This is a genomic window from Larkinella sp. C7 (assembly GCF_006149005.1).
Lineage (GTDB): Bacteria > Bacteroidota > Bacteroidia > Cytophagales > Spirosomataceae > Larkinella.
The window spans coordinates 1-15,061 of the sequence record NZ_VBSL01000035.1; the positions used below are offsets into that span (position 1 = coordinate 1).

At 41.6% G+C, this 15,061-nt stretch carries 15 protein-coding genes; 11 read left to right on the forward strand and 4 right to left on the reverse strand.

Features of this window, described 5'->3' with window-relative positions; translation table 11 throughout:
• Window positions 1–932: class I SAM-dependent DNA methyltransferase (locus tag FH871_RS31370; RefSeq protein WP_171063021.1), on the reverse strand; the 932-nt coding region annotated here is incomplete at its 3' end.
• 369 nt (window positions 933–1,301) lie between these two features.
• Between FH871_RS31370 and FH871_RS31380 the strand changes: the two genes are divergently transcribed.
• The 8 genes from FH871_RS31380 to FH871_RS31415 all read left to right on the forward strand — a co-directional run bounded on the left by FH871_RS31380 (window position 1,302) and on the right by FH871_RS31415 (window position 7,293).
• A complete protein-coding gene (locus FH871_RS31380; RefSeq protein ID WP_138995277.1) occupies window positions 1,302–1,979 on the forward strand; it encodes a recombinase family protein in 678 nt (225 codons plus the stop codon).
• Window positions 1,980–2,107: 128 nt separating this feature from the next.
• Window positions 2,108–2,758: a ParA family partition ATPase gene (parA, locus tag FH871_RS31385; protein ID WP_138995278.1), complete on the forward strand. Its 651-nt coding sequence runs from the start codon at window positions 2,108–2,110 to the stop codon at window positions 2,756–2,758.
• Window positions 2,759–2,760: 2 nt separating this feature from the next.
• Complete coding sequence (locus FH871_RS31390; RefSeq protein WP_138995279.1) at window positions 2,761–3,039, forward strand: hypothetical protein; 279 nt, start codon at window positions 2,761–2,763, stop codon at window positions 3,037–3,039.
• Between the two features lie 98 nt (window positions 3,040–3,137).
• On the forward strand, window positions 3,138–4,055 hold the full coding sequence (locus FH871_RS31395; protein ID WP_138995280.1) for a replication protein RepA: 918 nt from the start codon (window positions 3,138–3,140) through the stop codon (window positions 4,053–4,055).
• 263 nt (window positions 4,056–4,318) lie between these two features.
• Window positions 4,319–5,278 (forward strand): toprim domain-containing protein, encoded by a 960-nt coding sequence (locus FH871_RS31400; RefSeq protein WP_138995281.1) that lies wholly within the window; start codon window positions 4,319–4,321, stop codon window positions 5,276–5,278.
• Between the two features lie 96 nt (window positions 5,279–5,374).
• Window positions 5,375–5,599 carry a hypothetical protein gene (locus tag FH871_RS31405; RefSeq protein ID WP_138995282.1) on the forward strand — a complete coding sequence of 75 codons (225 nt, stop codon included), beginning with the start codon at window positions 5,375–5,377 and terminating at the stop codon, window positions 5,597–5,599.
• A 63-nt stretch (window positions 5,600–5,662) separates the two neighbouring features.
• Window positions 5,663–5,980 carry a hypothetical protein gene (locus FH871_RS31410; RefSeq protein ID WP_138995283.1) on the forward strand — a complete coding sequence of 106 codons (318 nt, stop codon included), beginning with the start codon at window positions 5,663–5,665 and terminating at the stop codon, window positions 5,978–5,980.
• 380 nt (window positions 5,981–6,360) lie between these two features.
• Window positions 6,361–7,293, forward strand: coding sequence for a hypothetical protein (locus tag FH871_RS31415; protein ID WP_138995284.1), 933 nt, complete (start codon window positions 6,361–6,363; stop codon window positions 7,291–7,293).
• A gap of 188 nt (window positions 7,294–7,481) precedes the next feature.
• Here the strand turns inward: FH871_RS31415 and FH871_RS31420 are convergent, their stop codons facing one another.
• The gene (locus FH871_RS31420) at window positions 7,482–7,949 is read right to left on the reverse strand and encodes a hypothetical protein (RefSeq protein WP_138995285.1); all 468 of its coding nucleotides are present in this window, start codon (window positions 7,947–7,949) and stop codon (window positions 7,482–7,484) included.
• Window positions 7,909–8,841, reverse strand: coding sequence for a MobQ family relaxase (mobQ, locus tag FH871_RS31425; RefSeq protein ID WP_138995286.1), 933 nt, complete (start codon window positions 8,839–8,841; stop codon window positions 7,909–7,911). Before mobQ ends, FH871_RS31420 begins: the two co-directional genes overlap by 41 nt.
• Window positions 8,842–9,040: 199 nt before the next feature.
• Here mobQ and FH871_RS31430 point away from each other — a divergent pair, with 199 nt between their 5' ends.
• From FH871_RS31430 to FH871_RS31440, 3 genes are all read left to right on the forward strand, one after another.
• On the forward strand, window positions 9,041–10,687 hold the full coding sequence (locus FH871_RS31430) for a tetratricopeptide repeat protein (RefSeq protein WP_138995287.1): 1,647 nt from the start codon (window positions 9,041–9,043) through the stop codon (window positions 10,685–10,687).
• Between the two features lie 1,036 nt (window positions 10,688–11,723).
• The gene (locus FH871_RS31435; RefSeq protein WP_138995288.1) at window positions 11,724–12,485 is read left to right on the forward strand and encodes a hypothetical protein; all 762 of its coding nucleotides are present in this window, start codon (window positions 11,724–11,726) and stop codon (window positions 12,483–12,485) included.
• A gap of 494 nt (window positions 12,486–12,979) precedes the next feature.
• Window positions 12,980–14,026, forward strand: a complete 1,047-nt coding sequence (locus tag FH871_RS31440) for a hypothetical protein (RefSeq protein ID WP_138995289.1) — start codon at window positions 12,980–12,982, stop codon at window positions 14,024–14,026.
• On the opposite strand, the gene FH871_RS31445 is transcribed toward FH871_RS31440, so the two are convergent.
• Window positions 14,015–15,061, reverse strand: a 1,047-nt coding sequence (locus tag FH871_RS31445; protein ID WP_171063022.1) for an N-6 DNA methylase, incomplete at its 5' end; no start/stop codon positions are given. The two genes, FH871_RS31440 and FH871_RS31445, sit on opposite strands and share 12 nt — an antisense overlap.

Here is a 15,061-nt window from a genome sequence, read left to right on the forward strand (position 1 = left end):
CCTTCTTTCAGCAGCGATAATGCTTTTTCCACAAACAGAACTTGTGGTGGAACATTGTTTAGCAGTCGCCCGTTTCGCTCATGCTTATTCTCACGAGCATTGTATTTCCAATCATATCCAAGATCATAAGTCTTTTGAACCTCCTTATTTACGGAAACGATATTCTTTCCAAATGGAGGATTCATCAACACAACATCGAACTCGCCCCCGAACGGAATTTCTTCATCATTTTGACCAGTCCAAGAAAGCGAATCACCGCAATAAATTTTGCTTTGTTCAAGTGATCGGATAGAAAGGCGTGTTGCAGTCAATTTAGCCAAATAGCAATCTTTCTCGACGCCAAATATGCTAGCACTCGCTTTATGTGGAGTTGTGCCCTGCTGTACAAGATGGTTAAAGGAAGAGCTAAGGAAGCCGCCAGCACCTGCAGCAGGGTCTATAATCCGCTCGCCTGGTTGCGGATTTACTATTGATATAAGAAGCTCAACCCCGTTTTGTGGTGTAAAAAATTGTCCTTCTTCTTCACGAATACCTGTACCGATGAAAACTTCATAAAGATCGCCAAAAACATCTCGCTTACTATCGAGTAATACAACGTCTTGCAACTCTGTATCAATGGCCTGAATGCTAACCGGATCGAGTTGAATCTCATCATCATTGTTAAAAACGAAAGGCAGCCTCTTCTTTAGTTCGGAAAACACTTCTCGGTATTGTCGGGAAAGCTCCAAAGCGTCTTTGGAAGATTTAAATTCATTTGAATGAGTTTGAATGTAACTTTTACAAAATAGGCACTTCAAAACTTCTTCTAGAAGAGCACGTTCCCGCGTTGCTCCGATCAATCGTCCGGCCAAGAAATTTTTTATACGTCTAAATGCCTCTTTGTGATCTTGAGCTGTAAGAAAGGACGTTTGGTAACCTGGTGAAGTTTTCATGAATTGTAATGCCTAAAATGTTTTACAGAACCTGTACAGCAAATATATCTAAACAGTTTCTGTAAAGTCAAGTAAAGATGCGTGTAAGTTTAATATTTTAATATGAGGCCGGTTTTGTATACATGCATACGGACGTATGCATGTATACAAAATTGTAGATAATTAGGTAATATTGAAGCCAAAAGCCCCCCCACCAATCTTTAATGATTCGTGGGGGGGCGCTTTGGTATTGCGGCGGGAGAGGGATTCGAACCCCCGGACCTGTTACAGCCTTCGGTGTTGGAGACCGCTGCCTTAGACCACTCAGCCATCCCCGATAAGAAAGTATTTTTCCAGTCGGCGATAGTTAGACAAATATATGAATCCTTTATGATAAAAGCCATTGCCTATTATCGTGTATCGACCGACCGCCAGGGCAAAAGCGGCTTGGGCCTGGAAGCTCAGCAAGAGGCCGTGCGCCTGTTTGCGGATCGACAGGGTTATCAGGTCACAACGCATTTTACCGAAATCGAGAGTGGGAAGAAAAACAACAGGCCGGAGCTATTAGCTGCCCTCGCGCAATGCCGGAAAGAAAAAGCTACACTCATCATTGCCAAGCTGGACCGATTGGGCCGCAACGTCGCATTCATTGCAAACCTGATGGAAAGTAAGGTTCAGTTTAAGGCCGTGGATAATCCCTATGCCGACGAGCTGATGATTCACCTATTGGCGGCATTCGCCCAGCATGAGCGCAAGCAAATCAGCAGCCGCACTAAAGACGCACTACAAGCCGCGATCCGGCGCGGTGTGCAGTTGGGCAAGCATGGAAAAGAGGTGCAATGCCACAAAGAGCGTGAAGCCGCCGACGAATTCGCGGAGCGAATTCGTCCGACCGTTGAAGAGATTCAGCGGCAGGGTATAACCACGATCCGGGCTATGTGCGAAGAAATGAACCGGCGACAGGTGCCAACTTACCGCACCAACGCCCAGGGCTGGCACATACGCACTGTGCATGCTCTCTTAAGGCGATTACAAACGCATCGTAACTTGTTAGAAACTAGTTTCTAAGAGATATTTGAAATCAGTATTTCAGTATTTCATTAAACCATATTATCAGTAAAAGCGAATATCAGTAAATCAGTACTTGCTGATTTGATGAAAGATGCTAACTTGCCCCAGAGAATAAGGAACCTTCTATGATAATATCCGTAACGAGCCTTAAAGGGGGAGTGGGCAAATCGACCATCGCTCAAAATTTGGCGGTGTGTTTCGCCAATTCTGATTACAAAGTTTGCATTGTTGATGTGGATGCTAACCAAAGCGCGATGCGTTGGTCAGGCCTACGAGAAGATAATTTACCTGCTGTTCCTGTTTATGGTTTAACCGATGGAATGGAGCTTTCCAAAAATGTAAAACACCTGAACCAGAGCCATGAAATTGTTATTATCGACGGCACGCCCTCATTGTCGCAGGTCACTAGCAAGATCATCCTTTTGGCAGACCTGTTGATTATTCCCATCCTGCCGAGTGGCCTTGATATCTGGGCAACGGAAAAGTTTCTTGAACGTTACCAGGATGCTGTCCAGCAAAAAGAAGAGTCTATTCCGGCCCGTTTCTTAATCAATCAAAACCAGACAACGAACCTTTCAAAAGAAGTACTAGAAGTGTTAGAGCAAACAGGAATTCCTGTTTTGAAATCTACTCTTAAAAGCCGTGTCTCATACCGCGAAGCAGTCATCAAAGGCTTAGGAGTCTACGAATATAAAGACGAGAAAGCCAGATTTGAGATTGCAGAACTTTTCAAAGAATTGAAATCCGTTATCCAACATATCAGTAAAAGAAAATAGTCATGGCCAAAAAAGACACAGGACTAAAGGCAACGCTTTCGCTGGGGCCGAAAGTCCCGCTTAAAAAAACCTCCATTGATGTGGAGAAAACCGAAGCAGATACTAAAAAAATTCATGCAGCCCCCTCTAAAAAAGAGGGCAAATGGATCAGGGTGACTACAGATTTGCCAGAAGAAGAATTCATTCAATTCAAAATGAAATTACTGACCCAAGGTAATACAAGAAAAGGACAGGACATCGTGCGAGAGCTGATAAGGTCTTATACAAATGGTGGTCAGTAAATCAGTATTTACTGATAAAATGATTTACTGATATGCTGATATAAAACAAATTAAGTTGTATGTAATCAGCTATTTATAAGCAAAATAGGTGCAACAACATGAGCAGTGTAGAGCATAAAAAGCCATCAAAGTATGTCGAGAGCCGTATTCGGCTAATGATGGATAGCATCGAAACCCCAAGGGAAGAGCGCGAGCATCTGTATATGCCGGTTGCCCTTGCGCATGTTTATTTTCCCCGACGTGATGTGAAATTAGATCCCACCGAGAGCTACATGCACAAAAGCGGGAACTTTCAACTTAACATAAGCCAGCTTCCCGTTCCCAATCACAACACCGGCAAGAATCAATTTTTAGGACTTCCATTCGGGCCGAAGTCTCGTTTGCTATTGGGAGTCATAAATGCACTGGCCTTGAAACAAGGCAGTAATAAAATTGACATTGAAGCCGATACCCTTCCTCAGTTTCTCCAAAAAATTGGCCTGACAGATGGTGGTAACCAAATCCACCAGGCTAGAAATCAGATAGCCCGACTATCATCATCGCTCATCAGTGTTTCGTATAAAGAAGAAGACGGAAGCACGATGCATGGACAAATGCCAATCGTGAAAGGTTTTGACCTGTTTCCACAGAGCCAGCCAAACCAGCTTTTACTATGGAAAAGACATATCGTTTTGAGTTTGGATTATTGGGAAGAATTGCAAAAGCATCCTTTACCACTTTCACTTGAACACCTGCGTATTCTCTCAGGCAACGCCCGCGCAATCGACTTTTACACATTCCTAGCCTACCGGCTCCATAGCTTAAAAAAGCCACTGTTCTTAACATGGGCCACTATGAAAGAAACCTTCGGCGGAGACATCGGCCGCATGGATCATTTCAAAGAAAAAATGCGGGATACGGTGAAACTGGTAAAACTTGCTTATCGAGATGCCAAATTCTCATGCGATGGGCAGGGGTGGACGTTCGAGAACAGCCCCGCCCCGATTCAGAAAAAATTGAATAAATATCTACCGTAACTTGGTGGGAGAAGTGTTGATAAGTGCTGTATAACAGCCTATTACAAAGAGTTATCCACCGTAACTTGGTGGGAAATGCTACCGTAACTTGGTGGGGAATGCCACCGTAACTTGGTGGGACAACCTATTATAATTAAAACTATTAAAAAAAAACTATTAATGGTCGAGCCAAAATTGTGGAAAAGTCGCAGTAATTTTCCTTTTGCTGGTGAAAAGAAAAATAGGCGAAAACGCCCGGTCGAAATATATGATCCTATGATATTATGAACTCAGACCACGCAAAAAAACTTTCGCTTCCGGATTTGCTGGCCAGGTTGGGGCATACCCCAGTGCGATCAGTAAAGGATGGCCGCGAACTGTGGTATCGGTCGCCCTTCCGTGAAGAACAGGAGCCCTCGTTTCATACCTCGTTCATTGGTGGTAAATGGATTTGGAACGATTTCGGAGACATTGGCGGCACTGTCTTGGATTTCGTCATGAGGAATCAGGGATTCACTAAAATTTCGGACGCTTTAAGCTATCTTGATCGCACTGTCGGAAGTCGGCCAAGTCGTCCCCAAATTCCCCCGGGGCCTGATCTTTTTTCTTTTCAACAGCAAAGCAGCCGCGCAGCGGCCGAAAATTTTTCAGAAAGTGGGCAGCTCGAATTCATTGAAGCCTATCCAATCCGTAACCCGGTCATTTTGTCATACTTATCGAGCGAAAGATGCATTCCTCCCAGTCTGGCCAAGCTGTATTTGCAGGAAGTGCGCTATAGAAACACTGCTATGAACAAGGAATATTTCGGGTTCGGCATGCTCAACCAGACTGGAGGCTATGAGATCCGTGCGGCATCGAGCAAATACACTTTTAAAACGCCCCTCATTGCTCGTGATATCACAATTATTCCGGGCATCTCGGCCAATCGAAGTGCGGTCTATATTTTTGAGGGCATGACCGATTTTCTTTCTTTCTTGGTGTTGACCGGCGCCAAGCAGGTCTCTGACGATGCTATCATTATGCATTCGCTGACTTCCTACGACCGGGCAGCGGCCTACCTACGAGCCCAGAACTATGAACAGCTATGGACGTATCTTGACAACGATAAGGCGGGCCAGCAGGGGACGGAACGGTTCAAGGCTGATTTCGGGGCAAAGGTTTTTCCCCAGAGCGATAAGTTCGCTACTCACAAGGATTTGAATGAGGCATTGCGGGCGCAGCAGGTACAGCGTAAATCACGTTAATTAGTTAACAGCTATTTTTCGTCCATTTGTAATGAAAATCTCAATCGTCATCAAACTTTCGCACATAAGCTTCCATATTGAAGCTATAATTCCAGTATGACAGAGAAATCCTCACAAATTCTGGCTTTTCCCTTCTCAAAACGGCACTGGGACGATTGCAACAATCCCCGAGAGGCCGTTTTTCAATTGAAATTGGAAGCGGCTAAAATGCTCAACGATGTGGCCGAAGGCCGCTACATCATGAGCGAAGGTAACATAAACGGTATGCATAAAATCAATGCTTTATGCGTCGAAATGGGTCTTACACCGCTCGATTTTTAATCGGCGCAACGTCAGTACGTTAAAGTGTTTTTGCTATCTTTCAGATGCAAAAACACTTTTCTTATGGCATCGAAACGATTTGATGAATTTCTCCAAAATGCATCACCGGAATTAAAGTCTAAAATTGCTGAAGCTGGCGAGAAGGCTTTGACACGAAACGGAATCAAAAACGATCAGCCGATAAATCAAGAACCCCGGCCACTTGAGCGCCGGGCGGAACAGGCCCGTCCCGAAGCTGCCGAGCCGAAGCCGCTCGATACGCCAACGGGCGAGCTGCAATTCGGCCAACGGAGGATCGACCAGGCCATAGCCGAAAGCCAACAAAGCAAGACACCCGAGCCAAGTCAGGAAAAAACGCAGAGTAACGAACAGGAAAGATAATGGCTAACAAGCGGCCAATTTAGCCTGTATAGAGTATCTACTTTGGGCGACGGCTGGGGATATAGTCAAAACAAAAGAAAACGCTGTAACAGAGCTTAAATCGCGTTTCTTCTTTCGTTGGTAGTTGCCACCCTTTAGAAGGATAGCTGACACAGAACTGCCTTTTTACCATGTAAAGGGATCAAGTAACTGTAAGTCAAGCATTTACATATTTTAAAAATCATTTTAGAGAGCAAGTGGTTTTGCCATTTAAGTATATGTAAAAGTGACCATTTTGATATTTTTAAGGCAAAGAATACCCAATCAACGCTGAAAATAGACGTTCGCGAAATTCTTATTTTAGTAAAAACTTTAAGTTATCAAATTATTAATCTTAGCTTATGCGAAGAGAAGCTGATTTTAAAGCTAAAACTATTAATACTCTACAAAAAAGGGCTGCTTTTATATGTTCTAACCCTAGTTGTAAGGTACTTACGCTTGCTCCATCAGAAGTTGATTCTCACAAGATAATTTCTATAGGGGTGGCAGCTCATATAACTGCTGCTGAGGAAAATGGACCTAGGTTTAATAAGGACATAAGTTTAGAAAACCGCTCATCAATAAAGAATGCAATTTTCTTGTGTTCTAACTGTGCCAGCCTAATAGATAAAAATGGTGGAATTGATTACTCAACTGATTTATTGAAAAAGTGGAAAATTGATCATGAGAAATGGGTCAGAGCAAACCTCAATAAAAATATAAGTAACTCGACACAAGCAGTCTCTAATATAAATAATATTTCTAATAAAATTATTACATCTGAGTATTATATCGAAAACTACTCAGGAAACTTGCCTTTAACTTCAGTAGAACGTAAAAGACAGCATGATATTGGGATTTTTTCTCAATTAAATTCAGATTTATCAGAGGAATTTTTAAAAGATACTTTAGACACAATAAGCGCATATGACGCTATAATGAGAAATAGAATTAATGAAGTATCTGATTTTATTAGAAAAGCAACTTCAAAAGATTTTGATTACTTAAATAGTAATTTACAAAAATACAAAAAAGAGTTTTTAACGTCACTAGATAGTTTGAAAGGGTTTGTTAATACTCACTTCTTTTTTTATCCAGAAGAGATATACGAAGATGGCGACTTTCAGCTTTCTTTATATCCTGCATTAAATATAGATAGAAAAGGTTCAGGTGATCCGAAAGACAGCGTAAAATACGCTGATTATCAGATGAAACTAAATGAAGAAATTAGAAATGCATGGAATTGCTATTCTAAATATCGTGATGCATATAAAAACTTTTTACGAGAGTTTTAATACTGAAAAATTTATATTAGGCAGCTTTTTGATACAAAAGAAGCCGCGATTGTTAAAATCAATCGCCAAAATTTACACGATAGAGATTAGATATTCATAGAAGTGTATCCAAGTAGAACACCGGATAAGTGGTCAGAACTAGAGCAGATAGTTTATCGATAACTTTTAAGTATCACCAATGGCTGTCCCTATGCTTCTTTGAACCGGTTTAATACGTCCAAATGGGTAATGACCGGTTCTCCCTCAGGTGGAGCGGCATCCTGGCCCGGATTGAATTCGCGCAGTTCCATGACCACTTCACGCAGTAAGGCACTTTCAATTAAGTGCAGGCCCGTACCCCCGATGGTGAAAAGATGCGTCGTGGTTTGAATGGAAAGCGTATCAGGGGGCGTAAAAAGCCAACCCAGCATATAGGCATAACCGCAGCCGTAAGAGACTCCTTGGCGAGTGATAATACAAAACCGGGAGCTGCTTTTGCGGCCACGGTATTTAATCAATGCGCGATATGAGCCATCTTCTGGTTGGTCGGTGTCATTATTTATTTCCTGTTCGGCTTGCCTTGGTTTGATGGGTGCGCCGTAGCGTGGTCGGGCATATTGTTCAACCAAGCTTTTTTTATCGGTCCCACTGTTGTTCTGTGCGGTCTCGTTCGTCATTTCCGTAAAAATTTTTGTGGAGATTGTCTCCATAGGCTGCCTCGTAATATTTGTACGCAATGTCATCACGTACGGCATCGACGGCGCGGGCGGTCTGATGCGTAATGGTATAGGTTAGATCATGGTGAGTATAGGCAGCTCTAGCATTGTTTCGATGGGCTACTCGTCGCACTTCCTGGCCCCAATCCGTTAGATACCCCCGTTCCTCCATATGCTTTACTTTTGGTCCGACTTTGGGCTGTGGTTCGCGGTCAATGCCTTTTTCTTTTAGGCTACGCAGATCAAATTGAATATTAGAATCTGCCTTTTCGGAAACTTCATTTAAAATGCTTTCGTAGGATTTGCGCCATTCTGGGATAGTGTCCGGATTATCGAGCACATTTTTAAATCCGGTAAGTTTCTTCCCGAATCCATCCCCTTCGACGGGCCGTAGCGTGAACATCACATGCGCATGGGGATTTTTGCCGCCATCGGAGGCATCCGGGCTGTGAATGGCGTAATCAGCCACCAAACTATGTTTGGTTAGATTATTCCGAATGAACGTTTCGACGACTTCTTTGTGCTGCTCAGTATCGAGATTGCGCGGTAAAACCAAAACTGCTTCTTTGGCCAACCTAGCATCTTTTCTTTTTTCACCCGCTTCGACCGCATTCCACAGAGCTTGCCGGTCTTTCATCCATTCCGGAGCACCTTCCGGCGTAATGATTTCGGCATGAAGGACGTTTTGCTTTTTGCTGTAATCATGGGTTTTGTCGTAACGATCATCTTTTGCTTTTTCGCCTGCCCGGTAGGCTGCACAAGCGACCGCTGAAGCAGAGCGATAGGCAGAAGCACCGATGGCATTCCGGCCTGCGCTGCGAGCAATGACGTTGATGTGCAGATTAGCGTGCATGGGATAAGTTGGTTGCGGCTAAGGTACGAAATTTCTAAGTGCGCGTATACGAGTTGCAAAAGCAACTCTAAGAAAAATATTGTTAATAATGAAGTTAAAAGAGTAGAATAAGCTAACTTGTACAAGAGGTTGAATATAGCCAGTTGGGACTATAAGTTGATTATTTAAACGAAGGGAGCCTGATTTCCCCCCTTTTGATATGTCCAAGACGAAAAATATAGAAGTTGGTACAGCGAACATCCAACAAGAGATCCATTCATTGGATATGGGTTTTATTAATCAGGGAGATTTAGATAGTATAATCCAATTTGTTCAAGAAACTAATGACGAGCAAACTATATCAATTATTGAAATTATAAAAAGTATAAAATATAGAGCATCAATTATCGGACAAAAAGCTGAAGACCTTGATGATTTAATTTCAAGTGTTGAACGTATGGGGGGCTTTTTTAGCAAAGCATATGAAGATAAATACATAGAATTTTGTGAGAAAATTTTAAAAGCTACTAAATCAGTACCAATACCTAAAATCAAAAAACCCCTTGAATTTAATAACCGAATCTCTTTATTAGAGAAGGTTGCTGATTTTTACATTCGCCGAATACGTTTTGAAGAGGCTTTAAACATATATAATGAAATTTTATTAACATATCACTCGTATGATGTTAGATATATTTTTACATTACATAAAATAGGCAATCTGTATGAGAATTTGAAAAGATACAACGAAGCCTTAGAAATATATGATATATGTATTGAAATTGAGAATAGAATACCAGCGTTCGAATCTCCACTAAATAGGCGACTTGAACCATATATTAGACAAGGCAGAATACTTCTTTTTTTAAAGAATTTTTCTGATGCATATAAGAAATACTCTAAGGCTTTAGAATGTTATATAAAAGAGTCAACGATAGACCCATTTACACTATCAAGTATTGCTGCATTACTCAATAATTTAATGTATTTCTTCATTCACTCTAATAGTCCAAATCCGCAAATGGCATTATTAGCTAGAATTGAATCTGCTTTTTTTAAAGGTATGGCTGGCAGTTTACCGCCGTTTGATGTAAGAAAAAGAAAACAAAACCAAGACAATAAAGAACTTTACAGTTATATTAGAAAAAGAATTAGCAGGTTAGATATATTTGAAAAATCCTATCCATCCATATGGATAGGATTTGAAACGGAGGAACGGGATTTGAAAGAGTGGTATACGATTAGAGAATTGAAACGTAAATTGAGTGATCCTGATAAAAAACAAGCGTTTATAAACCAAGTATTATCATCAAATTTCCAGCCAAAAGATGAAATAGAACACCTCATTAAAGAGATAGCAGATGAATCATTCAAAGTTGGATATGAGCAGACGGCCACAAATGAAGTATCGCAATTAAGATTTATTGAAAATGCACGAGATCAATCGAAAATTGATGCAGATAATAGAGCTGTATTACTGGCTCCGTTAATAGAGGAGTTTGAACAAAGTGGTATTAAATCCCTTAGAGCAATAGCACAGGCTTTGAATAGCCGTCAAAAACTTACGAGGAGTGGAAAGCCTTGGTCAGGGAAGACGGTAATGGAGCTAAAGCAGCGAATAGAAGATCTGAAAAAAGAAGGTAAGCTCACCTTAATAATAGATGAACAGTTAGTAGAAATTATCCCAATTATAGAAAACCTTAGAAAAAATGAAATAAAAAAGCCCTTAGAATTGGCTACGGCATTAAATGATCGGAATATACCAACAAAAAATGGTGGGAAGTGGAATCATGATAATATAAAAGCTATTCTTAGTAAAATAGATCAACTTCGTAACTTATCAAGTGATCGAGATATTACCTTATAAATTGCTTGTTAAGGTAAACAACTATATTTAAACAAGACATTTGCTTCAACATGCTGATTCTTAGCATTTTAAGTCCTCCCCAAAAAAAATATTGACAATGCTTGCAAATCAGGATATTAGTTCCGTATTTGTGTTACCTTATGCATATGGTAACTCTGGTATCTTGCAAACTAGATTCTGGGTGCAAGATATGGGATGGTTCATGGTTTTTGAGTCAAACTACTGAAACAATGGCAAAATGTAATTGTGATGAGTGCAAAGCAAAACGGGAAGGCGGCCGAATATTTCGGAGTCTACTCATAACTAGCCTAGTTGGTGTTGGGACTGTTATGAGTGGCGGTACTCTTCTTGCTGTGGCTGGTGCAATGGGCACCACTGGCCAGTTATCATATGGAGTGCAAAAACTGCTCTCTGATGATTAAAAGAAAGCTAGTTTCATTGGAGCTTTTCACAGGGTAGCAAGGTCGTCATGCGCGTTTATTTTAAAGCGCATGGATGAGTTTTAGAGAATGTGTTCTGTGGAAGGCAGGCACACAGAATTAACTAAGGTAGCGATTTAAAAAGGTAGGGCAGCACTTGAGCCTGCTGCCCTATCCTTAACAGTGATTACTCACTTCTAATAGCGCTTAGGATATGAGCCATACAATATTAAGAATTTTGCATGGCTTTGGAACACAATGTTAAAGTCAAACCCATGAGCTTAATTACACGTAATTGCCCCCGATGCGGTAAACCCGCGAAGCCCAGTATGCATGTTGATTCACACGAAGTGCATGTAGGTGATAAGATGTATCATACTATTAAACACAGCCTCTTTTTTAAGAGCCATCCCGTTTTGGGAGCTTTAGGTATGGTTGCATTAGGAGGTGCGGCAGTTTGGAAAGCTGCCGAAGCCTTTCACTTCGAGTGTGAAGATGGACACCGGTTCAAATTTTAAGCCTCTTTAGTCGATTTGATGTGATTCAAGAGCCAGATTTATTTCTGGCTCTTAGTCTTTAAAGCGCAAAAAATCCGCGCCGGGCGGAGCTATGCCTATATGGAAACAACTCGCACAACGACCAGAAAGCCATTCGATCTCGATCAGGTGATTTACCTGCTAGATGGGAAGTATCCTATAACCCTTCGTCAATTCTTCGAAGGCGTCCAGATTTTTGGTGGAATCGGATCAGGAAAGACGAGTGGAAGCGGAGCCGCTTTTGCCAGGGCTTTTTTAAAGGCTGGTTTTGGTGGGTTGGTTCTATGCGCTAAAAAGGACGAGCTGGCCACCTGGCAACGCTACGCCGAAGAAACAGGCCGCAGCGATAGTTTGCTCATCTTCGATGCCAGCGGCAAACACCGGTTTCCATTTCTGCAATATGAAATCGAGCGCGAAGGAGAAGGAGCAGGCTATACGGAAAACTTGGTGCGCTTGTTCATGACCGTTCATGAAGCAATTAGCCGCCGAAGCGGAACCGGTAGTTCTGACCCGTACTGGTCAAGCGCCATGCAACAGCTCATGCGAAACGCAATTGACCTTTGCATGATTGCCAGGGGAACGTTGGATGTAGCAATGATGCATCAAGTGGTGCGATCCGCACCGCAAAGCATTGCCGAGCGTGACGATTCGAAATGGTGGGAGAAAAGCCTGTGTGCAAAACTTATCAGCGAAGCCCATCCTAAAAAGCTTGATAAGTGGACGGAATACGACCTCGATACAACGGTAAGTTACTGGCTCGATGAATATCCGACCATTAGCGACCGTAGCCGTTACAATAGAAGTGTTTTTGCGTCGGGGATTCGGGGAGCGGTATTTCACTAAACCAAACTTTATTGCCGGTCTGATTATCCTTTGTGTGTTCCGGTTTACAGACCAAAACTCATGGAACTCAGGAAGAGTACCCCATACCGATTGTGGCTCTATCGGATGCAGAATTGCAAATTGAGGGTCGTTTACCGATCCTAACCGGAAAATCACGGCAACTTCACCGCATGGTGTATAAATACACTCCATTGCCTACAGTGGGACTAACTATCCGGTGACATATTCTCTTATTTGAAGGTTCAGTTGAAATCGGTGCGAAAAAGCGAATGTCATAATCGCAGACTTATTTGATTAAAAAAGCCCATTTAAATGGGCTTTTTTAATCAAATACCTGAATGAAATATTTTGGGGGATTTAATGCGTAAAATCACCAAGGGACAAAACTTGTCTTTAATTGATCTGACCTATAACCATCAGATACTGAAGTATTTGCATTTGTGCATTTTAAAGGATTTATTGCCGTATCAAACTCTTTTACCGATAACTCTTTCATGCAAGAAATTTTCAACCAGTCCGTTGAATTAGATCGATTTAGCTTTAGAGGCCCGTTTCAACACGTATTTAGTCAACCTTCCCATGCCCGTTATCTAAATGATTTAAGGGCGGCTTTTACACAAAGAGAATTAGAGGATATTCTCCGTTCGCTTCTCCGGTTTGCTTTTTATATTGAGCCTGTAAAGCCAGATGTAAAAAGCACAAAATTCACTGTACGTTGGTCAGAGAGAATGCAAGACGATCCTCGATATTGTTCTTATGATAATTGTTTAATAGTGTTTGATCAATTACTAGGAGAGCTTGAAGCTGCGTGTAATGATGCTGAGCGCGTCGAAATTTTAAAATTAGTTATTGCGCATGGGTTAATACCTTACGAAATAAATGTAGATTATCATCAGCGTCTAACGCAGCAGATCCACCGTGCAGACAATATATCTTTTTTTTGGGATGAGACAGTAAAACAGACATATCTTTTAAGAAGATATCTGCTCAATCCTGCGAATCATGGCTACATAACTTTTTTTAGGGAAACTTATAGCAAAATAGCTACTAAAGCATTTTTAACTGATCGGGCACAAACCGGTGTTAATAAGACAAATCGAGAAAAGCGTTGGGAGTGCCATCCTGAATCTGTACACTTTGCAATACGCCGAGAATGCTTAGCAATCGAGTTTAAACTAGTAACTCAAATTTGTCATTTTCGGGATTTTCCAGCAGAATTGCGGCAACTGCTGGCTGAAAATACATCTGTCATTTTTTCAGATGATTTCACGAGATGCCCAATCACGCTTGAACCAATTTTGTTTGAGAATTTCAATAACGAAATTCTTAATCCGATGCATGGAAGATCTTCTATGCAAGTTGGCCATATTCACCCCTTAAAGGCCGTTGGCGTCCATGTTCACGCAGGACACACCGCAGACAATATTAGCTGGATTACATCAGTTGGAAACCGCATTCAAGGAGATTTGTCCGTCGATGAAACGAGACGGATGATTTACCACATTATTGAAAATTATCGTCAAGCTGGTCTAATCAATTAGTTCAGCTATGGCTAATCCACCAGCGACTTCCGTACAGGCCAGGCGAGCCAATTCCCTGGCCTCAACGCGATCTTCGATAACGCGCTTAACACTGTCTTCAATTCGCTTCTTCAATTTTTTATCTTTCGGTACTGGTAAAATCAGTTCGTAAATTCGTGCGCCTAAGCTATCAATAATATCTTGAGTGAATCGCTTCGCTTTAATCTGTTGTTGCAGTGGTTCGGATGAGAGGATCGCAAGTAGCAAAAATGGTGTTATTATATTCGGTTTTAAAACCCGGATTTTGTATAAATGGCTTTGATAAACGATTCGTGTGTCATACTTTGAGACAATAGCGCAGGTGCCAATTAAGTAGGTACCATCTTTCACCATTAAGAGATCGTTTTCACGCACATCTTGTTTATTAGTAAACTGTTTAAATATATCTTCACTCACTCCGTGTTTTGGATCGAGTTTAATTTCCCAATTTGAGATATCCGATGTGCGAACAAAGGGAATGTCACCTGTACCATAAGCCAGCTTACCAACTTCGTTACCTGTTTTAACCTCGATGACTCCACTCTCTACTAAATCGCCAAACTTTATTATGTCATGCGTGTCTTTGACAGAAAGCAGCGCATTTTTAACGTCGGGATTATAGTACCGGGGCGACAGAATATTATCTTGTAAGTCGTTGGTGCTAATGATGTAGCCTAGCCGACCTTGAGTGAAGTCTCTACCTTGCTCAAAGGCGAAATAATTTTCGAGGATTTTTGGTAAGTCGTCGTGCTCAATTTTTCGTCCACGACTATCGTGACCACACCATTTGGCTTCCGCCATAAACAAACTTTTCCCTGTTTTCTTTTTGTTTTTCCCTTTCGAGTAAACTATTAAGCAAGCCTTAGTATGTGTGCCCCCCTTACCTGATGTTTTGAAGAAATCTTCAGGCATTCCGATTACGGCATGAAATTGGCCACGCTCCCGCATGTGTTGGATTACATGCGAATAGGATTTACTTGTAATTAAGCTTTCTGGAAGAACAATTCCCAAACGTCC